The organism is Micromonospora sp. NPDC023956 (assembly GCF_040639195.1).
GTDB lineage: Bacteria > Actinomycetota > Actinomycetes > Mycobacteriales > Micromonosporaceae > Micromonospora.
Genome location: NZ_JBEZZN010000029.1, coordinates 1 through 21351, shown reverse-complemented (window position 1 = coordinate 21351; position 21351 = coordinate 1). Strand labels below are relative to the sequence as shown.

At 73.1% G+C, this 21351-nt stretch carries 20 protein-coding genes and 3 pseudogenes; 17 read left to right on the top strand and 6 right to left on the bottom strand.

The features are described from left to right. Nucleotides 1-33: 33 nt before the first annotated feature. From AB0F58_RS29485 to AB0F58_RS29475, 3 pseudogenes are all read right to left on the bottom strand, one after another. Nucleotides 34-384: pseudogene (locus AB0F58_RS29485) on the bottom strand (hypothetical protein); the annotation flags it as partial. Between the two features lie 108 nt (nt 385-492). Further along, a pseudogene (locus tag AB0F58_RS29480) lies at nt 493-792 on the bottom strand (FAD-dependent monooxygenase); the annotation flags it as partial. An 81-nt stretch (nt 793-873) separates the two neighbouring features. Beyond that, nucleotides 874-966, bottom strand: a pseudogene (locus tag AB0F58_RS29475) (FAD-dependent monooxygenase); the annotation flags it as partial. Nucleotides 967-1200: 234 nt separating this feature from the next. Between AB0F58_RS29475 and aroC the strand changes: the two are divergent. Both aroC and AB0F58_RS29465 read left to right on the top strand, forming a co-directional pair. Continuing rightward, nucleotides 1201-2379 (top strand): chorismate synthase, encoded by a 1179-nt coding sequence (gene aroC, locus AB0F58_RS29470; protein WP_357149995.1) that lies wholly within the window; start codon nt 1201-1203, stop codon nt 2377-2379. A gap of 55 nt (nt 2380-2434) precedes the next feature. Continuing rightward, nucleotides 2435-2947, top strand: coding sequence for a shikimate kinase (locus AB0F58_RS29465; RefSeq protein ID WP_357149992.1), 513 nt, complete (start codon nt 2435-2437; stop codon nt 2945-2947). Here the strand turns inward: AB0F58_RS29465 and AB0F58_RS29460 are convergent. Beyond that, nucleotides 2916-3719, bottom strand: coding sequence for a cytochrome c oxidase assembly protein (locus AB0F58_RS29460; protein WP_357149989.1), 804 nt, complete (start codon nt 3717-3719; stop codon nt 2916-2918). The two genes, AB0F58_RS29465 and AB0F58_RS29460, sit on opposite strands and share 32 nt — an antisense overlap. Continuing rightward, nucleotides 3716-4291, bottom strand: coding sequence for a DUF2243 domain-containing protein (locus tag AB0F58_RS29455; RefSeq protein ID WP_357149986.1), 576 nt, complete (start codon nt 4289-4291; stop codon nt 3716-3718). Before AB0F58_RS29455 ends, AB0F58_RS29460 begins: the two co-directional genes overlap by 4 nt. Nucleotides 4292-4431: 140 nt before the next feature. Here AB0F58_RS29455 and aroB point away from each other — a divergent pair, with 140 nt between their 5' ends. The 4 genes from aroB (at nt 4432) to nusB (ending at nt 7249) form a co-directional block, all read left to right on the top strand. Then, complete coding sequence (gene aroB, locus AB0F58_RS29450) at nt 4432-5508, top strand: 3-dehydroquinate synthase (RefSeq protein ID WP_357149983.1); 1077 nt, start codon at nt 4432-4434, stop codon at nt 5506-5508. 125 nt (nt 5509-5633) lie between these two features. Then, nucleotides 5634-6080 carry a type II 3-dehydroquinate dehydratase gene (aroQ, locus tag AB0F58_RS29445; protein WP_357150001.1) on the top strand — a complete coding sequence of 149 codons (447 nt, stop codon included), beginning with the start codon at nt 5634-5636 and terminating at the stop codon, nt 6078-6080. 177 nt (nt 6081-6257) lie between these two features. Beyond that, the gene (gene efp / locus AB0F58_RS29440) at nt 6258-6815 is read left to right on the top strand and encodes an elongation factor P (protein ID WP_357149980.1); all 558 of its coding nucleotides are present in this window, start codon (nt 6258-6260) and stop codon (nt 6813-6815) included. A gap of 23 nt (nt 6816-6838) precedes the next feature. After that, nucleotides 6839-7249: a transcription antitermination factor NusB gene (gene nusB / locus AB0F58_RS29435; protein WP_357149998.1), complete on the top strand. Its 411-nt coding sequence runs from the start codon at nt 6839-6841 to the stop codon at nt 7247-7249. A 149-nt stretch (nt 7250-7398) separates the two neighbouring features. On the opposite strand, the gene AB0F58_RS29430 is transcribed toward nusB, so the two are convergent. Continuing rightward, on the bottom strand, nt 7399-7887 hold the full coding sequence (locus tag AB0F58_RS29430; protein ID WP_018253136.1) for a transcriptional regulator: 489 nt from the start codon (nt 7885-7887) through the stop codon (nt 7399-7401). 286 nt (nt 7888-8173) lie between these two features. On the opposite strand from AB0F58_RS29430, the gene pyrR reads away from it, so the two are divergent. The 11 genes from pyrR (at nt 8174) to coaBC (ending at nt 21264) form a co-directional block, all read left to right on the top strand. Continuing rightward, nucleotides 8174-8758 (top strand): bifunctional pyr operon transcriptional regulator/uracil phosphoribosyltransferase PyrR, encoded by a 585-nt coding sequence (gene pyrR / locus AB0F58_RS29425; RefSeq protein WP_357149976.1) that lies wholly within the window; start codon nt 8174-8176, stop codon nt 8756-8758. Continuing rightward, nucleotides 8755-9681 carry an aspartate carbamoyltransferase catalytic subunit gene (locus AB0F58_RS29420; protein WP_357149973.1) on the top strand — a complete coding sequence of 309 codons (927 nt, stop codon included), beginning with the start codon at nt 8755-8757 and terminating at the stop codon, nt 9679-9681. The genes pyrR and AB0F58_RS29420 overlap by 4 nt, the downstream gene beginning before the upstream one ends. Further along, nucleotides 9678-10955: a dihydroorotase gene (locus tag AB0F58_RS29415; protein WP_357149971.1), complete on the top strand. Its 1278-nt coding sequence runs from the start codon at nt 9678-9680 to the stop codon at nt 10953-10955. Before AB0F58_RS29420 ends, AB0F58_RS29415 begins: the two co-directional genes overlap by 4 nt. Beyond that, the gene (gene carA / locus AB0F58_RS29410) at nt 10955-12130 is read left to right on the top strand and encodes a glutamine-hydrolyzing carbamoyl-phosphate synthase small subunit (RefSeq protein WP_357149968.1); all 1176 of its coding nucleotides are present in this window, start codon (nt 10955-10957) and stop codon (nt 12128-12130) included. The genes AB0F58_RS29415 and carA overlap by 1 nt, the downstream gene beginning before the upstream one ends. Beyond that, on the top strand, nt 12123-15500 hold the full coding sequence (gene carB, locus AB0F58_RS29405; RefSeq protein WP_357149964.1) for a carbamoyl-phosphate synthase large subunit: 3378 nt from the start codon (nt 12123-12125) through the stop codon (nt 15498-15500). The genes carA and carB overlap by 8 nt, the downstream gene beginning before the upstream one ends. An 85-nt stretch (nt 15501-15585) precedes the next feature. Next, the gene (locus AB0F58_RS29400) at nt 15586-16617 is read left to right on the top strand and encodes a quinone-dependent dihydroorotate dehydrogenase (RefSeq protein WP_357149961.1); all 1032 of its coding nucleotides are present in this window, start codon (nt 15586-15588) and stop codon (nt 16615-16617) included. A 64-nt stretch (nt 16618-16681) separates the two neighbouring features. After that, nucleotides 16682-17956: an adenosylmethionine--8-amino-7-oxononanoate transaminase gene (locus AB0F58_RS29395; RefSeq protein ID WP_357149958.1), complete on the top strand. Its 1275-nt coding sequence runs from the start codon at nt 16682-16684 to the stop codon at nt 17954-17956. Nucleotides 17957-18133: 177 nt separating this feature from the next. Continuing rightward, nucleotides 18134-18979, top strand: a complete 846-nt coding sequence (gene pyrF, locus AB0F58_RS29390) for an orotidine-5'-phosphate decarboxylase (protein WP_357149955.1) — start codon at nt 18134-18136, stop codon at nt 18977-18979. Between the two features lie 171 nt (nt 18980-19150). After that, a complete protein-coding gene (gene mihF / locus AB0F58_RS29385; RefSeq protein WP_088984943.1) occupies nt 19151-19468 on the top strand; it encodes an integration host factor, actinobacterial type in 318 nt (105 codons plus the stop codon). A 308-nt stretch (nt 19469-19776) separates the two neighbouring features. Continuing rightward, on the top strand, nt 19777-20040 hold the full coding sequence (gene rpoZ / locus AB0F58_RS29380; RefSeq protein ID WP_088984941.1) for a DNA-directed RNA polymerase subunit omega: 264 nt from the start codon (nt 19777-19779) through the stop codon (nt 20038-20040). Nucleotides 20041-20055: 15 nt separating this feature from the next. After that, entirely contained in the window at nt 20056-21264 is a 1209-nt protein-coding gene (gene coaBC, locus AB0F58_RS29375; protein ID WP_357149951.1) for a bifunctional phosphopantothenoylcysteine decarboxylase/phosphopantothenate--cysteine ligase CoaBC, read from the top strand. Nucleotides 21265-21351 lie beyond the last annotated feature (87 nt).

Below are 21351 nucleotides of genomic sequence, written 5' to 3'. Positions count from 1 at the left end.
ACGACGTGCCACAGTGTTCCTCTCGGGTTCGATTCAGACGGTTACCGGAACGGGGGCGGGACGTCGGGTCGCGCCCCGGACCAGATCCACCAGGGCCACCGGGTCGGCCGGCGGGCGCCAGCCCCGCCAGGCCACGTACCCGTCCGGCCGCAGCAGCACGAACGGTCGCCGGTAGCGGTGGGCGACCACCGGATCGCGGCAGTCGTGCACGGAGAACGGCACCCCGGCGGCGGCGAACGCGCCCCGCAGCGCGGGTACGCCCGGCGGATGCGGGAGGTCGGCGCGGGGCGACCACGGATCCGTCAGCCGTAGTAGGGCGAACCCGTGCCGGACGAGGTCGTGGACGGTGAACCTGGCGGCCAGCGGGACGGGCGGCGCGGGCATCCCGGGTAACGCCTCGTCGAACGGGTCCGGTGGGGAGTCGGCCTCCTCGTCGGCCACGATCGACGAGCGGTAGCGGTGGCCGACGGGGCCGTCCGTGGGTGCCGGCCGCCGTTCCTCGTGGTAGCTGTCGAGCAGCACCGCCCCGGCCCAGCCCCGCAGCGTGGCCGCGAGCTTCCAGCCGAGGTTGACCGCGTCCCCGACGCCCCCGTGCCCGCCCGAGCCCGGGGGCACGTCACCGCAGCGGAAGACCCGTCCGGAACGGCTGTCCGGGGCCGGGTGACCGCCGTCGGCAGGACGCGGGGCGGCTCCGGCGCGCAGCGGTGCGGCGGCACCGTCGCAGGCGACCAGCCAGTCGGCGGCCACCACGGTCACCGCGCCGTCGCCGAGGTCGACGAGCCGGGCCTCCACCCGGTCGTCGTACGGCCGGACCGCGTCGACCCGGCAGGACAGGTCGTGCCACCGTCCCTCCGGGCCGGTGACGGTGGCGGCGACGCCGTACCGGGCCAGTTCCGCCGCCATCGCCAACCCCACCGGGCCGGCGCCCACCACCAGCACGTCCGTCCGGTGCCCACTGCTCGTCATGTCACACCCGTTCCCCGGGACCGCCCGGGACCCGAACCCGGTGTCGTTGCGCCCCAGACGCTAGGGGTGCGGGTATGAGCGCTTCTCCAGGCTGACTCGAGCCGCGCTCTCGGCCGGCGACGCGGAGCCGGGCCTGTCCGCCCGGTGGCGGGTTGTCCCGGCGTTGCCGGTCCGCAGGGCGGGACGCGGTGGCCGGTGCGGTGCGACGCCTGCGGGGCGTGCCAGACTGGTCCGGTGTTGCGTTGGTTGACTGCAGGTGAATCTCACGGTCCCGCCCTGGTCGCGCTCCTGGAGGGGGTTCCCGCCGGGGTCGAGGTGACCACCGGGGACATCTCCGCCGAGCTGGCCCGCCGGCGACTCGGCTACGGCCGGGGCGCGCGGATGGCCTTCGAGCAGGACGAGATCGAGATCATCGGTGGGCTCCGGCACGGCGTGACCATCGGCAGCCCGGTGGCGATCCGGGTCGGCAACTCCGAGTGGCCCAAGTGGCGCACCGTGATGGCGGCCGACCCGGTCGACGCGGAGGAGCTGGCCAGCCAGGCGCGCAACGCGCCGCTGACCCGCCCCCGTCCCGGTCACGCCGACCTGGCCGGCATGCAGAAGTACGGGCACACCGACGCCCGGCCGATCCTGGAACGGGCCAGTGCCCGGGAGACCGCCGCCCGGGTCGCCGTCGGGACCGTCGCCAAGGCCCTGGTGCGGCAGACCCTGGGCATCGAGATCGTCTCGCACGTGGTGGAACTGGGTCCGGTCACCGCCGAGCCGGGGCTGCGGCCCCGGCCGGAGGACGCCGCGCGGATCGACGCCGACCCGCTGCGCTGCCTCGACCCGGAGGCGAGCGCCCGGATGGTCGCCGAGGTCGATGCCGCGAAGAAAGCCGCCGACACCCTCGGCGGCGTGGTCGAGGTGCTGGCGTACGGGGTGCCGCCGGGCCTCGGCAGCCACGTGCAGTGGGACCGCAAGCTCGACGCCCGGCTGGCCACCGCGCTGATGTCGATCCAGGCGATCAAGGGGGTCGAGATCGGCGACGGCTGGCAGCAGGCGCGTTCCCGGGGCTCCGAGGCGCACGACGAGATGGTGCCGACGCCGACCGGGGTGCGCCGGGTGACCGACCGGGCCGGTGGCCTGGAGGGGGGCATCACCACCGGTGAGCCGCTGCGGGTGCGGGCCGCGATGAAGCCGATCTCCTCGCTGAACCGGGCCCTCGCCACGGTCGACATCACCACCGGCGAGCCGGCCACCGCGATCAACCAGCGGTCGGACGTCTGCGCCGTACCGGCCGCGGCGGTGGTCGCCGAGGCGATGGTCGCCCTGGTGCTCGCCGAGGCCACCACGGAGAAGTTCGGCGGCGACTCGGTGACCGAGATCCGTCGTAACCTCGCCGGCTACCTCGACGCCCTGGTGATCCGGTGAGCGCGAGGAGTGCAGCGGAGCGGAGCCCCGCAGGCGCGAGCGGAGGGCAGGTTCGGTGAGCGCGGGTCGGCCGGTCTGTGTGCTGGTGGGAGCGCCGGGGGCGGGCAAGAGCACCGTCGGCCGGGCGCTCGCCAAGGCGCTGGACGTGGAGTTCCGGGACACCGACGAGGACATCGAGCGGATGGCCGGCAAGCCGATCCCGGAGATCTTCGTCGACGAGGGGGAGACGCACTTCCGTACCCTCGAACGGGCGGCGGTGGCGGCGGCGCTGGCCTCCTGCACGGGCGTGCTCGCCCTCGGCGGCGGCGCGGTCCTGGCCGAGGAGAACCGCGCCGCCCTGGTCGGGCACACCGTGGTGCATCTGAGCGTCGAGCTGACCGACGCGATCAAGCGCGTCGACCTGGGCGTCGGCCGGCCCCTGCTGTCGATCAACCCGAGGGCGACGCTGCGGTACCTGCTGGACCAGCGCCGCCCGTTCTACCGGGAGGTGGCGACCGCCACCGTGGTGACCGACGGGCGCGACCCCGAGGCCGTGGTCACCGAGGTACTGACGCTGCTCGGACGCTGACCGGCTGTTCGGCGCGGGGCCGCGCCTCCGGTCGCCAGGTGGCCAGCAGCGCGAGGGCGAGCAGGATCTCGGCCAGGTCGCCCCCGTAGTACATGATCGTCGCTCCGGCCCGCAGCTCCCCGACGGTGGCCGGCACGTCGACCAGCAGTCCGGCGTAGAGGAGCTGGGCGAGGGCGGCGTGTCCGACGACCGCCACGCCGACCACGACCAGGCGTACCGGCACCCGGGGGCGGTGCGGCCCGGGGTCGGGTCCGGCGATCGACCAGGTGAAGAGGTAGCCGCTGAGCAGGAAGTGCAGCTGGAGCAGGTGGTGCACCGCCGGCTGGTCGAGGCTCGCCCGGTAGAGCGGGGTCAGGTAGAGCACCCAGAGTCCGCCGACGGTGAGCAGCAGCCCGGTGACCGGGTGCGCGAGCAGCCGGGGAACCGGGTGGCCCAGCCAGCGGATCGCGGCGCGTCCGGCCGACCGGTCGAGGGTGCGCAGGGCCAGCGTCCCGGGGGCACCGAGCACCAGGCCCAGTGGCGCGAGCATGCCGAGCAGCAGGTGCTGCCCCATGTGTCCGACGAGGTCGTGCGCGGGCAGGGCCAGGCCGACGCCGAGCAGCAGCGTCCCGGTCCCGAACGCCGCGGTCCGCCAGGGGCTCCAGGGCCGGCCGGCGCGCCGCTCGCGGACCACGCCGGCGAGGTAGACCCCGACCAGCACCAGCGGTACGACCAGCGCCGGGTCCACGCCCGGCGGTGCGGCGTGTCCGCCGCCGTGGGCCAGGGCGTTCACCGTCGCCCGCCGGACGATCCGGCTCCACCGGGCAGCTCCTCCGCGACGTGCGGGTCGTCACCGGTCGGTGGTGCGCCTCGGCCGTCGCTGCGCTGGAGCAGCCAGCCGGCGGCGACCAGGACCGCGCCGAGGGCGAGGAAGCCGAGATCCCACCAGAGCCGGTGCTCGCCCTCCCGCACGTGGTGGATGCCGAGCAGGTGGTGGTCGACGATCCCCTCCACCAGGTTGAACAGTCCCCAGCCGACCAGCGCCCAGCCCCAGAGGGTGCGGGAACGCCACAACCGGTTCCGGGAACGGGTCACCCGGGCGTGCAGCAGGGCGAGACCGGCCAGCACCGCCACCCAGGTCACCACGTGGAAGATCCCGTCCCAGAGGGTGTTCATCTGGAGGCCGGGGACGGTGTCCACCGGGTACTCGCGGATCCCGACGTTGTCGCTGCCGGTCGCGCTGAGCAGGTGGTGCCACTGGAGCACCTGGTGCAGCAGGATGCCGTCGGCGAAGCCGCCCAGGCCCACGCCGAGGAGGATGGCGGGGAGCCGGATGTCGGCCTCTTCGATCGTGCCGGTTCGCATGCGGGACCTCCAATGTCGTCGATCCATGCCGGTGCGGGACCTGCCCGGTCCCTGCCGGGTTAAACGCCGTTGTCCGCTATGCGGTCACCAGGTGGACGGTGGAACCGGACCGGGTCGTCGCTCGGCTAGGCTCCGCAACGATGGACGAGATGACCCGGATCCCGGTCGGTGGCGAGCGCCCGTACGACGTACTCGTGGGACATGGCCTCGGGGACAGCCTGCCGGGCCTGCTTCCCGGCGCGACCCGCGCGGCGGTGCTGTACGCCCCGCCGCTGAAGCGGTTGGCCGACGCGCTCGGCGGCCGGCTGCGCGCGGCCGGCGTCGAACCGCTGCCGATCGAGGTGCCGGACGCCGAGGCCGGCAAGCAGATCGAGGTGGCCGCCCACTGTTGGGACCGGCTCGGCGCGGCGAACGTCACCCGCAACGACGCGGTGGTCGGGGTGGGCGGTGGCGCGGTCACCGACCTGGCCGGGTTCGTCGCCGCGAGCTGGCTGCGCGGGGTGCGCTGGGTGCCGGTGGCGACCTCGCTGCTCGGCATGGTCGACGCCGCGGTCGGGGGCAAGACCGGGATCAACACCACCGCCGGCAAGAACCTGGTCGGCGCGTTCCACCCGCCGGTCGGTGTCCTCTGCGACCTGGCGGTGCTGGACACCCTGCCCGCCGTCGACCTGGCCGCCGGCCTCGCCGAGGTGGTCAAGTGCGGCTTCATCGCCGATCCGGTGATCCTGGACCTGGTCACCCGGGATCCGGTCGCCGCCGCCGACCCGGCCGGCCCGGTGACCCGTGAGCTGATCGAGCGGGCGATCCGGGTCAAGGCCGACGTCGTCTCCGCCGACCTGCGCGAGTCGGGCGTCCGGGAGGTGCTCAACTACGGCCACACGCTGGCCCACGCCATCGAGAAGGTGGAGGGCTACCGTTGGCGGCACGGGCACGCGGTCGCGGTCGGGCTGGTCTACGCCGGCACCCTGTCCCGGCTGGCCGGGCGGTTGGACGCGGCGACCGCCGAGCGGCACCGTACGGTCCTGGCGGCCCTGGGCCTGCCGACGAGCTACCCGGCCGGGGCCTGGCCGGACCTGCTCGCCACCATGCGGGTGGACAAGAAGGCGCGCGGCGCCCGGCTGCGGTTCGTGGTGCTCGACGGGCTGGCCCGCCCGACGATCCTGGAGGACCCGGACGACGAACTGCTGCACGCCGCCTTCCGGGAGGTGTCGCGGTGAGTGTGAGGAGTGCAGCGCAGCGCAGCGGAGCCCCGCAGTCGCGAGCGGATGGGTGTCGCGGTGAGTGTGAGGAGTGCAGCGCAGCGGAGCCCCGCAGTCGCGAGCGGATGGGAGTCACGGTGGGCGTGAGGGTGTACGTGCTGAACGGGGTGAACCTGGGGCGGCTGGGCACCCGGCAGGTCGACGTCTACGGGGTGACCAGCTACGCCGACCTGGTGGCGCTCTGCGAGCGCACCGGGCGTGACCTCGGGCTGGACGTGACGGTCCGGCAGACCGACGCCGAACACGAGCTGGTCGGCTGGCTGCACACCGCCGCCGACGAGGGCGCGGCCGTGGTGCTCAACCCGGCGGCCTGGTCGCACTACTCGTACGCGGTGCGGGACGCCTGCGCCCTGCTCCGGGGGCCGCTGGTCGAGGTGCACATCTCCAACATCCACGCCCGGGAGGAGTTCCGGCACCACTCGGTGGTCTCCGCCGTGGCGACCGGGGTCATCTGCGGTCTGGGCGTGGACGGCTACCGCCTGGCCCTGCACCACCTGGCCGCCCGGGACGGTCGGACGGCGACCACCTGAGCGGCCACCCCCAGGGGCCGCCGGTGTGGTCGAGAGTGCGCCGGTGATGCCGGAGAGTGACCGCCCCGGGCGGGTGGGCCGGGGTGGCGGCGGATCCGCCCGGACGGCGACGGCCGCGCCGCGTGGCAGCAAGTAGACTCGCAAGGTCTGTCCGCCAATTGACGATCAAGGCAGGAAATGGCCACCACCAACGACCTCAAGAACGGCCTGGTACTCAACCTCGACGGAGGGCTCTGGGCCGTCGTGGAGTTCCAGCACGTCAAGCCCGGCAAGGGCGGGGCGTTCGTCCGCACCACGCTGAAGAACGTGCTCTCCGGCAAGGTGGTCGACAAGACCTTCAACGCGGGCACCAAGGTCGAGACCGCGACCGTCGACAAGCGCACCATGCAGTACCTCTACGCCGACGGCGAGGACTTCGTCTTCATGGACCTGGAGACGTTCGACCAGATCACCGTCCCCGGCGCGACCGTGGGTGACGCGGCGAACTACCTCCTCCCCGAGGCGGAGGCGACCGTCGCCACCCACGAGGGTGTGCCGCTCTACGTCGAGTTGGCCACCAGTGTCGTGCTGGAGGTCACCTACACCGAGCCGGGCCTCCAGGGCGACCGGTCCACCGGCGGCAACAAGCCGGCCACCGTCGAGACCGGCGCGACGGTGCAGGTGCCGCTCTTCATCACCACCGGCGAGAAGATCAAGGTCGACACCCGCGACGGCCGTTACCTCGGCCGCGCCTGATGGCCGAGGCTCCCAAGCAGCAGATGCCGGCGCGCCGTAAGGCGCGCAAGCGGGCGCTGGACGTGCTCTACGAGGCCGACCTGCGGAGCCGGCCGCCGGTGGAGGTGCTCGCCGGCTACCTCCAGCGGATCGAGAAGCCCCACCCGGACCACCTCGACTACGCGGTCAGCCTGGTCGAGGGGGTGGCCGCCCACCTCGACCGGATCGACGAGCTGATCGCCAGCTACGCCGAGGGGTGGACGCTGGAGCGGATGCCGGTGATCGACCGTAACCTGGCCCGGATCGCCGTCCAGGAGTTGCTCTACCACGACGACATCGACGACGCGGTGGCCATCAGCGAGGCCGTCGAACTGGCCCGACAGATGTCGACCGACGACTCGCCGCGGTTCCTCAACGGCATCCTCGGCCGGATCGCCGACTACGCCGCCCGCTGAGCCGGTCCGCGCCATCGGCGGCCGTCCACCCGTGGGAAGCGCGGCATCCACCCGCCCGCGCCGCGACACCACCCGGTGCCGGTCACACCGTACGCATTCGAGGGGCCCGCGCCGACCGGCGCGGGCCCCTCGAATGCGACAGCAGTCTCTCAGGACGCGAAGAACGCCCGGGGGTCGGCGACCAGCACACCGTGCTCGTTGAGCCGCTCGATCAGTCCGGAGGGCGAGGCGTCGTAGACGATGGCCAGGGCCCGCAGGTCGTCGGCGCGGATCGAGAGCACCCGGCCGTTGTAGTCACCGCGCTGCTGCTGGATGGCGCGGGCGTACCGGGCCACGTACGCCAACTCCTCCGACGCCTCGTCGTAGAGCCGCTCCAGGTCCAGCACGATCTTGCTGGTCGGCTCGTGCCGGACACCGCTGCCGTCGGGCAGCAGCTCGGAGACGGGTACGCGGTAGAAATCGGCCAGCTCCGCCAGACGGGACACGGTGACGGCCCGGTCACCGCGCTCGTACGACCCGACCACGACGGCCTTCCACCGGCCGTTGGACTTCTCCTCCACGCCCTGCAGGGACAGGCCCTGCTGCTGGCGGATGGAGCGCAGGCGGGCGCCCAGCGACTTGGCGTATTCAGAGGGCATTCGGACACTCCCAGTGCTGCTCGGGGTTCTCCCAGCTATCGCTACGGAGCGTGACGGTACGGGGATTGCGACACGTGGTCAAGTGCTCGTGACACACCTGTTGGGAACGCGGGGTCGATCTATCCGCATTTCGGGACTGATTTGCCAATCAGCAACCGCCCGACGGGGCGGCGGTGACCACTGGTAACGTGGCCTGAAGCCCCCGGTCGGAGCCGTCCGCGGCCGGGCCGGGGGAGCCAGACGTCCTTTAACGACCCGTCCCGTGAGGCGGGGAAGGAGGTCCGCCGTGGCCTACCCGTCGGCCGCTCGATCCCCGGTGCCGAGGCAACCCTCGGTAAAGGTGATCCTCGCCAGCGCTGACGTTCAGCGCGTGGTCGACCGCATCGCCCACCAGATCCTGGAGAAGACCCAGGGCGCCGCCGACACCGTCCTGCTCGGCATCCCGACCCGGGGCGCGCCACTGGCCCGCCGGCTCGCCGCCCGGATCAGCGCCTTCGAGAACACCGCCGTGCCGGTCGGTGTGCTCGACATCACGCTCTACCGCGACGACCTGCGCCGGCACGCCGTCCGGGCGGTCGGCCCGACCGAGGTGCCGCCCGGTGGCATCGATGGCAAGCGGGTCGTCCTCGTCGACGACGTGCTCTTCTCCGGCCGGACCGTCCGGGCCGCCCTGGACGCCCTCAACGACATCGGCCGGCCCTCCTCCGTGCAGCTCGCCGTCCTGGTCGACCGGGGACACCGGGAACTGCCCATCCGGGCCGACTACGTCGGCAAGAACATCCCGACCGCGTTCGCCGAGAGCGTCCGGGTCACCCTCGCCGAGGTGGACGGCACCGACGAGGTCAAGCTCTTCGGGGGTACCCCCTCATGATCCGTCACCTGCTCTCCGGCGCCGACCTGGACGCGCCCACCGCGACCCTGGTGCTGGACACCGCCGCCCAGATGGCCACCGTCGCCGGGCGGGAGGTCAAGAAGCTGCCGGCGCTGCGCGGCCGGACCGTGGTGAACCTCTTCTACGAGGACTCCACCCGGACCCGGATCTCCTTCGAGGCGGCGGCGAAGCGGCTCAGCGCCGACGTGATCAACTTTTCGGCGAAGGGCTCCAGTGTCACCAAGGGCGAGAGCCTGAAGGACACCGCCCTCACCCTTCAGGCGATGGGGGCCGACGCGGTGGTGGTCCGCCACCCCGCCTCCGGCGCGCCGCACCGGCTGGCCAACTGGGTCGACGGCAGCGTGGTCAACGCCGGGGACGGCACCCACGAGCACCCCACCCAGGCGCTGCTGGACGCGTACACGATGCGCTCCCGGCTCGGTCGGATCGCCGGCCTGCACGTCGCCGTGGTCGGGGACGTGCTGCACAGCCGGGTGGCCCGCTCGAACGTGCTGCTGCTGTCCACCCTCGGGGCTAAGGTCACCCTGGTCGGGCCGCCCACCCTCATCCCGGTGGACATCGCGGCGGCCCTCGCGCCCGGCACCGACGTCTCCTACGACCTCGACGCCGTGCTGCCCGAGGCGGACGTGGTGATGATGCTGCGGGTGCAGCGGGAGCGGATGACCGACTCCTACTTCCCCTCCGCCCGCGAGTACGCCCGCCGCTACGGACTGGACGGCCTCCGGATGGCCCGCCTGCCGGAGCACGCGATCGTCATGCACCCCGGCCCGATGAACCGGGGGATGGAGATCACCCCCGAGGTGGCCGACTCGCCCCGCTCCACCATCGTCGAACAGGTCACCAACGGGGTCTCCGTCCGGATGGCCGTCCTCTACCTGCTGCTCGGGGGGAACAACCAGTGACCACGTACCTGATCAAGGGGGTCAGCGTCGTCGGCGGCGCCCCCACCGACCTGCTGGTCCGCGACGGCGTCGTGGCGGAGACCGGCCGGGGCCTGACCGCGCCGGACGCCACCGTGCTCGACGCCGACGGCCTGGTCGCCCTCCCCGGCCTGGTCGACCTGCACACCCACCTGCGCGAGCCGGGCCGGGAGGACGCCGAGACCGTGGAGACCGGCTCCCGCGCGGCGGCCCTGGGCGGCTACACCGCGGTCTGCGCGATGGCGAACACCTCGCCGGTCGCCGACACCGCCGGCGTGGTCGAGCAGGTCTGGCGGCTCGGCCGGGAGGCCGGCCTGGTCGACGTCCAGCCGATCGGCGCGGTCACCGTCGGCCTGGCCGGCGAGCGCCTCGCCGAACTGGGCGCGATGGCGGACTCGGCCGCCCGGGTGCGGATCTTCTCCGACGACGGGCACTGCGTCGCGGATCCGAAGCTGATGCGCCGGGCGCTGGAGTACGTCAAGGCGTTCGACGGGATCATCGCCCAGCACGCCGAGGAGCCCCGGCTCACCGAGGGCGCCCAGATGCACGAGGGCGAGGTCTCCACCCGGCTCGGGCTGACCGGCTGGCCGGCGGTCGCCGAGGAGGCGATCATCGCCCGGGACGTGCTGCTCGCCGAGCACGTCGGCGGCCGGCTGCACGTCTGCCACGTCTCCTGTGCCGGCAGTGTCGAGGTGCTCCGCCAGGCCAAGGCGCGCGGGGTCCGGGTCACCGCCGAGGTCACCCCGCACCACCTGCTGCTCACCGACGAGCGCGCCGGGACGTACGACCCGGTCTACAAGGTGAACCCGCCGCTGCGGACCGCCACCGACATCGCCGCCCTGCGGGCCGCGCTGGTCGAGGGCGTGATCGACATCGTGGCCACCGACCACGCCCCGCACGCGGTGGAGGACAAGGAGTGCGAGTGGGCGTACGCCCGGCCGGGCATGCTCGGACTGGAGACGGCGCTGTCGATCGTGCTCGACGTGCTCGGCCCGGACTGGGACCTGATCGCCGAGCGGATGTCGCGCGCCCCGGCCCGGATCGCCGGCCTGGACACCCACGGCCGTGACCCGGCCCCCGGCGTCCCGGCGAACCTCACCCTGGTCGACCCGGCCGCCCGGCGCGTTATCGAGCCGGCGGACCTGGCCAGCCGCAGTCGCAACACCCCGTACGCCCGCATGACGCTGCCGGGTCGCATCGTGGCGACCTTCCTGCGCGGCGAGCCGACGGTCCTGGACGGAAAGGCTGTCAAATAATGTCCAAGCGCAAGCCTGCGATCCTCGTCCTGGAGGACGGGCGCACGTTCCACGGCGAGGCGTACGGCAGCGTCGGCGAGACGTTCGGCGAGGCGGTCTTCACCACCGGCATGACCGGCTACCAGGAGACCCTGACCGACCCCTCCTACCACCGGCAGGTGGTGGTGCAGACCGCCCCGCACATCGGCAACACCGGCGTCAACGGCGCCGACGACGAGTCGGACCGGATCTGGGTCGCCGGGTACGTGGTCCGCGACCCGGCCCGGACGGCCTCGAACTGGCGGGCCACCGGCGGCCTGGAGGAGCGGCTGGAAGCCGAGGGCGTGGTCGGCATCAGTGGGGTGGACACCCGGGCGCTCACCCGGCACCTGCGCGAACGCGGGGCGATGCGGGTCGGCGTCTCCAGCGTCGAGGACGACCCGCGCGCCCTGCTGGCCCGGGTCCGGGAGGTACCCCCGATGGTCGGCGCGGACCTCTCCGCCGAGGTGACCACCGCCGAGCCGTACGTGGTCGCCGCCGAGGGCGAGCACCGGTTCACCGTCGCCGCGCTCGACCTGGGCATCAAGCGCAACGTGCCGCGCCGGCTCGCCGCGCGCGGGGTTTCCACCCATGTGCTGCCCGCCTCCTCGACCATCGACGAGGTGCTGGCCACCGGCGCGGACGCGGTCTTCCTCTCGCCCGGCCCCGGCGACCCGGCCAGCGCCGACGTGCCGGTCGCCCTGGCCCGCGAGGTGCTGCGCCGCCGGGTGCCGCTGTTCGGGATCTGCTTCGGCAGCCAGCTCCTCGGCCGGGCTCTCGGGTTCGGCACCTACAAGCTCGGGTACGGCCACCGCGGCATCAACCAGCCGGTGCTCGACCGGGCCACCGGCAAGGTCGAGGTGACCAGCCACAACCACGGCTTCGCCGTCCAGTTCCCGGGGGCCGAGCCGGGGGCCGTGGTGCCGGACCGGATCGTCGACACCGAGTTCGGCGGGGTCGAGGTCAGTCATGTCTGCCTCAACGACAACGTGGTCGAGGGCCTGCGGGCGAGGGACGTGCCCGCGTTCACCGTCCAGTACCACCCCGAGGCGGCGGCCGGCCCGCACGACGCGGACTACCTCTTCGACCGCTTCGCCGAACTGATCGAGGGTCGCGGCCCCGACCGGAACCACAGTGGAGGCGGGAAGAATGCCTAAGCGGACCGATCTCACGCACATCCTGGTGATCGGCTCCGGGCCGATCGTGATCGGCCAGGCCTGCGAGTTCGACTACTCCGGCACCCAGGCCTGTCGGGTGCTGCGCAGCGAGGGGATCCGGGTCAGCCTGGTCAACTCCAACCCGGCGACCATCATGACCGACCCGGAGTTCGCCGACGCCACCTACGTGGAGCCGATCACGCCGGAGTTCGTCGAGCTGGTCATCGCCAAGGAGCGCCCCGACGCCCTGCTGCCGACCCTCGGCGGGCAGACCGCGCTGAACACCGCGGTGGCCCTGCACGAGGCCGGTGTGCTGGACAAGTACGGCGTCGAGCTGATCGGCGCGAACATCGAGGCGATCCGGCGCGGCGAGGACCGGCAGCTGTTCAAGGACATCGTCGCCAAGGCCGGCGTCCGGCTGGGCTTCGACGACCCGACCGCCCTGGTGCCCCGCTCGCGGGTGTGTCACTCGATGGACGAGGTCCGGGAGACCGCCGCCGCGCTGGGCCTGCCGGTGGTGATCCGGCCGTCGTTCACCATGGGCGGCCTCGGCTCCGGCATGGCGCACACGACGGAGGACCTAGAGCGGATCGCCGGGGCCGGACTGGCCGCCAGCCCGGTGCACGAGGTGCTCATCGAGGAGAGCGTGCTCGGCTGGAAGGAGTACGAGCTCGAGCTGATGCGCGACCGCAACGACAACGTCGTGGTGGTCTGCTCGATCGAGAACGTGGACCCGATGGGCGTGCACACCGGGGACAGCGTCACCGTGGCCCCGGCGATGACCCTGACCGACCGGGAGTACCAGCGCCTGCGTGACCTGGGCATCGCGGTGCTGCGGGAGGTCGGCGTGGACACCGGCGGCTGCAACATCCAGTTCGCGGTGAACCCGGCCGACGGCCGGATCGTGGTCATCGAGATGAACCCGCGGGTGTCCCGCTCGTCCGCGCTGGCCTCCAAGGCGACCGGCTTCCCGATCGCGAAGATCGCCGCGAAGCTCGCCATCGGCTACACCCTGGACGAGATCCCCAACGACATCACGCTGAAGACGCCGGCGGCGTTCGAACCGACCCTCGACTACGTCGTGGTCAAGATCCCGCGCTTCGCGTTCGAGAAGTTCCCCGGCGCGGACCGGGAGCTGACCACCACGATGAAGTCCGTCGGCGAGGCGATGAGCCTGGGCCGGAACTTCACCGAGGCGCTGAACAAGGCGATGCGCTCGATGGAGACCAGCCACGGGGGGTTCTGGACCGTTCCGGATCCGGTCGTCGCCGCCGCGACGGGCGTGGACCCGGCCGCCACGACGAAGGAGGACACCCTCCGGGCGCTGCGCGTGCCGCACGACGGGCGGCTCTACACCGTCGAGCGGGCGCTGCGCCTCGGCGCCTCGGTCGGCGAGGTCGTCACCGCCTCCGGCGGGATCGACCCGTGGTTCGTCGACCAGATCGCCGGGCTGGTCGAGCTGCGTACCGAGATCGTCGACGCCCCGGTGCTGGAGGGGGACCTGCTGCGCCGGGCCAAGCGGGCCGGGCTCTCCGACCGGCAGCTCGCCGCGCTCCGGCCGGAACTGGCCGCCGAGGACGGCGTACGCACCCTGCGGCACCGCCTCGGCGTCCGGCCCGTCTACAAGACGGTGGACACCTGCGCGGCCGAGTTCGCCGCCACCACGCCGTACCACTACTCGTGCTACGACTCGGAGACCGAGGTGGTCGGCTCGGACCGGCCGAAGGTGCTGATCCTGGGCTCCGGGCCGAACCGGATCGGCCAGGGCATCGAGTTCGACTACTCCTGCGTGCACGCGGTCATGGCGCTGCGGGCGGCCGGCTACGAGACGGTCATGGTCAACTGCAACCCGGAAACCGTCTCCACCGACTACGACACCGCCGACCGGCTCTACTTCGAGCCGCTCACCTTCGAGGACGTGCTGGAGGTGTGGCACGCCGAGGACTCCTCCGGCCGGGCGGCCGGCGGGCCGGGCGTGGTCGGGGTGATCGTCCAGCTCGGCGGGCAGACCCCGCTCGGGCTGGCACAGCGGCTCAAGAACGCCGGGGTGCCGGTGGTCGGCACCTCGCCGGAGTCGATCCACCTCGCCGAGGAGCGGGGCGCGTTCGGCGCGGTGCTGGCTCGGGCGAACCTGCCCGCGCCCGCGCACGGCACCGCCACCTCGTACGAGGAGGCGAAGGCGATCGCCGACGAGATCGGCTATCCGGTGCTGGTCCGGCCCTCGTACGTGCTCGGCGGGCGGGGCATGGAGATCGTCTACGACGACCCGACGCTGCGCGACTACATCGGCCGGGCCACCGACATCTCCCCGGACCACCCGGTGCTGGTGGACCGTTTCCTCGACGACGCCATCGAGATCGACGTGGACGCGCTCTGCGACGCCGACGGCGAGGTCTACCTCGGTGGCGTGATGGAGCACATCGAGGAGGCCGGCATCCACTCCGGCGACTCGTCCTGCGCGCTGCCGCCGATCACCCTGGCCGGCTCGCACGTGGCGCAGGTCCGCCGGTACACCGAGGCCATCGCCCGGGGCGTCGGGGTCCGGGGCCTGCTCAACGTGCAGTACGCGCTCAAGGACGACGTGCTCTACGTGCTGGAGGCGAACCCGCGCGCCTCGCGGACGGTGCCGTTCGTCTCCAAGGCCACGGCGGTGCCGCTGGCCAAGGCGGCGGCCCGGATCGCGCTCGGCGCGACCGTCGCGGAGCTGCGCGCCGAGGGACTGCTGCCGGCCACCGGTGACGGCGGCACGCTGCCGCCGGACGCCCCGATCGCGGTGAAGGAGGCGGTGCTGCCGTTCAAGCGGTTCCGCACGCCCGCCGGCAAGGGCGTGGACTCGCTGCTCGGTCCGGAGATGAAGTCCACCGGTGAGGTGATGGGCATCGACACCTCGTTCGGGCACGCCTTCGCGAAGAGCCAGTCCGCCGCGTACGGCTCGCTGCCCACCTCGGGTCGGATCTTCGTCTCGGTGGCGAACCGGGACAAGCGGGGGATGATCTTCCCGATCAAGCGCCTGGCCGACCTGGGTTTCGAGATCCTGGCGACCACCGGCACGGCCGAGGTGCTGCGCCGGCACGGGATCGCGTGCGAGCAGATCCGCAAGCACTACGAGACGGGTGCGGGCGAGGACGCGGTGTCGCTGATCCTCGGCGGCGAGGTGGCGTTGGTGATCAACACGCCGCAGGGTTCCGGGGCGAGCGCCCGTTCCGACGGGTACGAGATCCGCAGCGCGGCGGTCACCGCCGACATCCCCTGCATCACCACCGTCCCCGGCGCGGCGGCGGCGGTGATGGGCATCGAGGCGCGGATCCGGGGCGACATGCAGGTCCGTCCCCTCCAGGAGCTGCACGCCGCGCTGCGGGCCCCGCAGTGAGCCCGCCGACCACCGGGCCCGGTCGGGGCCGGTTCCGCGACGCGAACCCCGGGACCGGCCCGGAGCGGCGGGGCGGGGTGGCCGAGTGATCTTCGAACGGTTGGTGCGGCCCGGACTGTTCCGGATCGGGGGCGGGGACGCCGAGGCGGCGCACGAGTGGACGCTGCACCGGCTGGCCGGCCTGTCCCGGCGGCCGGCGGCGCTGGCGGCACTGCGGGCCCGGTACGCGGTGCCCGCCCCGCGCACCGTGTTCGGGGTCCGCTTCCCCAACCCGGTCGGACTGGCCGCCGGCATGGACAAGGACGGGGTGGCCCTGCCGGCGTGGCCGGCGCTGGGCTTCGGCTTCGTCGAGGTCGGCACGGTGACCGCGCGCCCGCAGCCGGGCAACCCCCGGCCCCGGCTGTTCCGGCTGCGGGACAGCGAGGCCGTGGTCAACCGGATGGGCTTCAACAACGCCGGGGCCGAGGCGCTCGCCGCGCGGCTGGCCGCGCTGCCCCGTCCGCTCGGCGTGCCGCTGGGCATCTCGCTCGGCAAGTCCAAGGTCACCCCGCTGGAGGAGGCGGTGACCGACTACCTCGCCTCGTACCGGGCGCTGCGCGACCACGGGGACTACTTCGCGGTCAACGTCTCCTCGCCGAACACCCCGGGTCTGCGGGCCCTCCAGGACCGCGCGCACCTCGACGCGCTGCTCGCCGCCCTGGTGGGGGAGAAGCCGGTGCTGGTGAAGATCGCTCCGGACCTGACCGAGCCGGCCGTCGCCGAGTTGCTGGAGGTCTGCCTGGCCCGGGGCGCGGCCGGGGTGATCGCCACCAACACCACGCTGGCCCGCGACGGGCTCGCCCCGGGTGACCGGGCGCGGGGGGCGGAGGCCGGTGGACTCTCCGGCCGTCCCCTCGCCGACCGGGCCCGGGAGGTGGTGGCCTTCGTGCACCGGGAGACCGGCGGCCGGCTGCCGGTGGTCGGGGTGGGCGGGATCGTCGACCCGGACGACGCGGCCCGGATGGTCGACGCGGGGGCGAGCCTGGTGCAGCTCTACACGGGCTTCATCTACCGGGGCCCGGCCCTGGTGCGGGCCGCGGTCCGGGCGGTGGCCGGCGGCGCCGCCCCGGCGGCCTAGGGCAGGACAGGACGACGTCGCGCCGGTGCGGACGCCGGCGGGGAACCGGAGAGGCGGACAGGGCGTGACGCCTGAGGAGATCCTGGCGGGGGACCGGGAGCACGTGTGGCACCCGTACGCGCCGTTGCCACCGGCCGTGCCGCCGTACGTGGTGGAGAGCGCGCGCGGAGTCCGGCTGCGCCTGGCCGACGGACGCGAGCTGGTCGACGGGATGTCGTCCTGGTGGGCGGCGATCCACGGCTACCGGCACCCGGTGCTCGACGCGGCGGTGGTCGACCAGCTCGGCCGGATGAGCCACGTGATGTTCGGCGGGCTGACCCACGAGCCGGCCGTCCGGCTGGCGCGCACCCTGGTCGAACTGGCCCCGCCCGGGCTCGAGCGGGTCTTCCTCTGCGACTCCGGGTCGGTCGGCGTCGAGGTCGCCATCAAGATGTGCCTGCAGTACCAGCGCGCCACCGGGCGGCCGGAACGCCACCGGCTCGGCACCTGGCGGGGCGGCTACCACGGGGACACCTTCCACCCGATGAGCGTCTGTGACCCGGAGGGGGGCATGCACCGCCTCTGGACCGGGGTGCTGCCCCGCCAGGTCTTCGCGCCCGCCCCGCCGGGCGACGTCGACAGCCCGGTCGACCCGGCGTACGAGGCGACGCTGGTCGACGCGGTCGAACGGCACGCGCACGAGCTGGCGGCGGTCATCGTCGAGCCGGTGGTGCAGGGGGCCGGCGGGATGCGGTTCCACAACCCGCACTACCTGCGGGTGCTGCGCGAGGTGACCCGCGCGCACGGGATCCTGCTCGTCTTCGACGAGATCGCCACCGGCTTCGGTCGGACCGGGACGATGTTCGCCGCCGAGCACGCCGGGGTCAGCCCGGACGTGCTCTGTGTCGGCAAGGCGCTCACCGGCGGCTACCTGAGCCTGGCCGCCGCGCTCTGCACCGCCGAGATCGCCCGGGGGATCTCCGTCGACGGCGTGCTGGCGCACGGCCCGACGTTCATGGGCAACCCGCTCGCCTGCGCGGTCGCGAACGCCTCCATCGGGCTGCTGCGGGCCGGGGACTGGGCGGCCGAGGTGTCCCGGGTCGGGCGGGCGTTACGGAGCGGTCTGACGCCGTTGCGGGGCGTTCCCGGGGTGCGGGACGTCCGGGTGCTCGGGGCGATCGGCGTGGTGCAGCTCGACCACGAGGTGGACCTGCCGGCGGCGACCGCCGCCGCGGTGGCCGAGGGGGTCTGGTTGCGTCCGTTCCGCGACCTGGTCTACACGATGCCGCCCTACCTGACCGACGACGCGGACCTGGCCCGGATCACCACCGGCATCGCCGCCGCGGTGAAGGCGGGGTGAACCAGACCGTCCACAGTGGGTGGCAGGGGGTCTGGTCGCCCCGTGGCGGCTCGAAGAGGCGCTCCGGCACCTTCGGGCAGGGGTGTGGGACGGACGGCGACCGGAGGCGCCCCGACGTCGCCGGTGGATCGGCACGACCGCCCTCGCCGAGGGCGGGACACGAGACGGAGGGAAGAGATGGAGAGCTTCGGAGTCCGGCTGCACCGGGCGATGCGGGAACGCGGGCCGCTCTGCGTGGGGATCGACCCGCACCCCGGACTGTTGGCCCGCTGGGGTCTGCCGGACGACGTCACGGGTCTGGAGCGGTTCACCCGGACCGTCACCGAAGCCCTCGGAGACCGGATTGCCGTGGTCAAGCCGCAGTCGGCCTTCTTCGAGCGGTACGGCTCCCGGGGGGTCGCCGTGCTTGAGTCAACTATCCGACAGTTACGCGAAGCTGGCGCGCTCGTTCTCCTCGACGTCAAGCGGGGGGACATCGGGTCGACCGTCGCCGCGTACGCCGACGCGTACCTTGATCCATCCAGCCCGCTGTATGTCGACGCGGTGACGGCGAGCCCCTACCTGGGAGTAGGTTCGCTGGCCCCGATGTTCGACACGGCCGTCCGGCACGGCGGCGGCGTCTTCGTGCTGGCGTTGACCTCCAACCCCGAGGGCGGTGCGGTGCAACGCGCGCGGGGTGCCGACGGACGGACCGTCGCACAGACGGTCATCGACGAGATTGCGCAGCTCAACGCCGGTGCGGAACCGCTCGGCAGCATGGGTCTGGTGGTCGGCGCGACGGTCGGCGACACCGGCCACGATCTCTCCCGGGTGGGTGGTCCGCTGCTCGCTCCGGGGCTCGGCGCGCAGGGCGGCACGGCGGCGGATCTGCGCACCGTCTTCGGCTCCGCACTCTCTGCGGTGCTGCCCTCGTACTCGCGTCAGGTGCTCTCCGCCGGCCCCGATCCGGCCGCGCTGCGGGCGGCGGCCGAGCAGGTCCTCGGCGACTGTCGACGGGTCCTCCCGCGCGGGGAAACTGACTGACGGGTCGGTCACCACGCGGTGCCGAGCGCGCGTCCACGTTGCCGAAAGCTCCGCTGACCGCTAGTTTTCCCCGCGCTGGGAACCACGGACCCCTTTGGTTCCCAGCGACACCACGTTTCACAGAAGCGGCGGCGCGTCCCGCCCGCCGCGATAGGGACCTGAGGAGAACTGGTGCCGCTCCCGTCACTTACCCCTGAGCAGCGCGCGGCCGCGCTGGAGAAGGCCGCGGAGATCCGCAAGGCCCGTGCCGAGCTGAAGGAGCAGCTCAAGCAGGGCAAGACCACCCTCGCCTCCGTCCTCGAGCGGGCGGAGGCCGACGACGTCGTGGGCAAGCTGAAGGTTTCGGCCGTCCTCCAGGCCATGCCGGGCATCGGCAAGATCCGGGCGACCCAGATCATGGAGAAGCTCAAGATCGCCGACAGCCGCCGGCTGCGTGGCCTCGGTGACCAGCAGCGCAAGGCTCTGCTTGGAGAGTTCGCCGGCAACTGACCCGCGACGACGGGTACGAACAAGCCGTGAGCACGGCCGACGCGACGCGTCCGGCGGCTCGCTGACTGGCCCGGCCAGCCCCTCCGAGGGCCGGCCGGGCCAGTCTGGTCGAGGGGCCCGGCGCGTCTCCGTCCGGACGCGCGGCGCCGGGTCCGGGCTGCCCCTCCGGTGCGACCTTCTCGGGCGCGTCCCGGACGAGCTGGTAGGATTGCTCGGTTCGTCCTTTCCGGCACCGGTCCAGCCGCGACCGCGCGGTTGACCGCCCGCCGCGCCGCGGCCGGTCCACTCAGACGCAGAGGTTCAAATTCGTGGGAACCATCGCCAACCCCGAGGGCATCACCAACCCGCCGATCGACGAGCTGCTGGAGAAGACCTCCTCGAAGTACGCGCTGGTCATCTTCGCCGCCAAGCGTGCCCGTCAGGTCAACGCCTACTACAGCCAGCTCGGTGAGGGCCTGCTGGAGTACGTCGGCCCGCTCGTGGAGACCACCCCCCAGGAAAAGCCGCTCTCGATCGCGATGCGCGAGATCAACGCCGGTCTGCTCACCGCCGAGCCGACCGACCAGCCGTAACCCGCCGCCGCGCCGATGTCCGCCCGGATCGTTCTCGGGGTCGGTGGCGGTATCGCCGCCTACAAGGCATGTGAGCTGCTGAGGCTCTTCACCGAGTCGGGCCACCAGGTCCGGGTCGTGCCGACCGCGTCGGCGCTCCGCTTCGTCGGCGCGCCGACCTGGGCGGCGCTCTCCGGTCAACCGGTGGCCGACGACGTCTGGACGGACGTGCACGAGGTGCCGCACGTCCGTCTCGGTCAGCAGGCCGATCTGGTCGTGGTCGCGCCGACCACCGCCGACCTGCTCGCCAAGGCGGCCCACGGGCTCGCCGACGACCTGCTCACCAACACCCTGCTGACCGCCCGCTGCCCGGTGGTGCTCGCCCCGGCGATGCACACCGAGATGTGGGAACACCCGGCCACCGTGGCGAACGTGGCCACCCTGCGGGCCCGGGGCGTCCTGGTGATCGAGCCGGCGGTCGGTCGGCTGACCGGCGCGGACAGCGGCAAGGGCCGGCTGCCCGACCCGGCGGAGATCTTCGCCGTGGCGCGGCGCGCGCTGCGTCGTGGCCCCGGCGCCCCCGTCGACCTGGCCGGACGTCGGGTGGTGGTGACCGCCGGCGGAACCCGGGAGCCGCTCGACCCGGTGCGCTTCCTCGGCAACCGGTCCTCCGGTAAACAGGGGTACGCCTTCGCGCGCGCCGCGGTCGCCCGGGGCGCCCAGGTCACCCTGATCACCGCCAACGTCTCGCTCCCCGACCCCGCCGGGGTGGACCTGGTCCGGGTCGGCACCACCGAGGAACTGCGCACGGCCACCCTCGCGGCGGCCGAGACGGCCGACGTGGTGGTGATGGCGGCGGCTCCGGCCGATTTCCGTCCGGCGGTCTACGCGCCTGGCAAAATCAAGAAGTCGGAGGACGGCGGCGCGCCCACCATCGAGCTGGTGACCAACCCGGACATCGCCGCAGAGCTGGGTGGGCGCCGTCGACCGGGACAGGTGCTGGTGGTGTTCGCCGCCGAAACCGGCGACGCGGAGGCCAACGGTCGGGCGAAGCTCGCCCGCAAGCGGGCCGACCTCATCGTGATCAACGAGGTCGGCGTCGACAAGGTCTTCGGTGCCGAGACGAACGCGGCGACCGTCATCGGTGCGGACGGTTCGACCCGGGTGATCCCGGAACGCACCAAGGAGGACTTGGCCGACGACGTCTGGGATCTCGTGCTACCCCGTCTCACGACCCCTGCCTGACCCGGAGAGCACTCACACGGCTGGGCGGTAATGACTACACTGCCGCGGAACGACCCTTCACATCTTAGGAGTGCCGTGACACGCCGC

Excerpts from the sequence above, each read along its gene's own strand:
- AB0F58_RS29420 (WP_357149973.1), top strand. The coding sequence starts at position 8,755 with ATGATCCGTCACCTGCTCTCCGGCGCCGACCTGGACGCGCCCACCGCG.
- coaBC (WP_357149951.1), top strand. The coding sequence starts at position 20,056 with ATGTCCGCCCGGATCGTTCTCGGGGTCGGTGGCGGTATCGCCGCCTAC.
- nusB (WP_357149998.1), top strand. The coding sequence starts at position 6,839 with ATGCCGGCGCGCCGTAAGGCGCGCAAGCGGGCGCTGGACGTGCTCTAC.
- carB (WP_357149964.1), top strand. The coding sequence starts at position 12,123 with ATGCCTAAGCGGACCGATCTCACGCACATCCTGGTGATCGGCTCCGGG.
- carA (WP_357149968.1), top strand. The coding sequence starts at position 10,955 with ATGTCCAAGCGCAAGCCTGCGATCCTCGTCCTGGAGGACGGGCGCACG.
- AB0F58_RS29455 (WP_357149986.1), bottom strand. The coding sequence starts at position 4,291 with ATGCGAACCGGCACGATCGAAGAGGCCGACATCCGGCTCCCCGCCATC.
- aroB (WP_357149983.1), top strand. The coding sequence starts at position 4,432 with ATGGACGAGATGACCCGGATCCCGGTCGGTGGCGAGCGCCCGTACGAC.
- pyrF (WP_357149955.1), top strand. The coding sequence starts at position 18,134 with ATGGAGAGCTTCGGAGTCCGGCTGCACCGGGCGATGCGGGAACGCGGG.
- AB0F58_RS29430 (WP_018253136.1), bottom strand. The coding sequence starts at position 7,887 with ATGCCCTCTGAATACGCCAAGTCGCTGGGCGCCCGCCTGCGCTCCATC.
- efp (WP_357149980.1), top strand. The coding sequence starts at position 6,258 with ATGGCCACCACCAACGACCTCAAGAACGGCCTGGTACTCAACCTCGAC.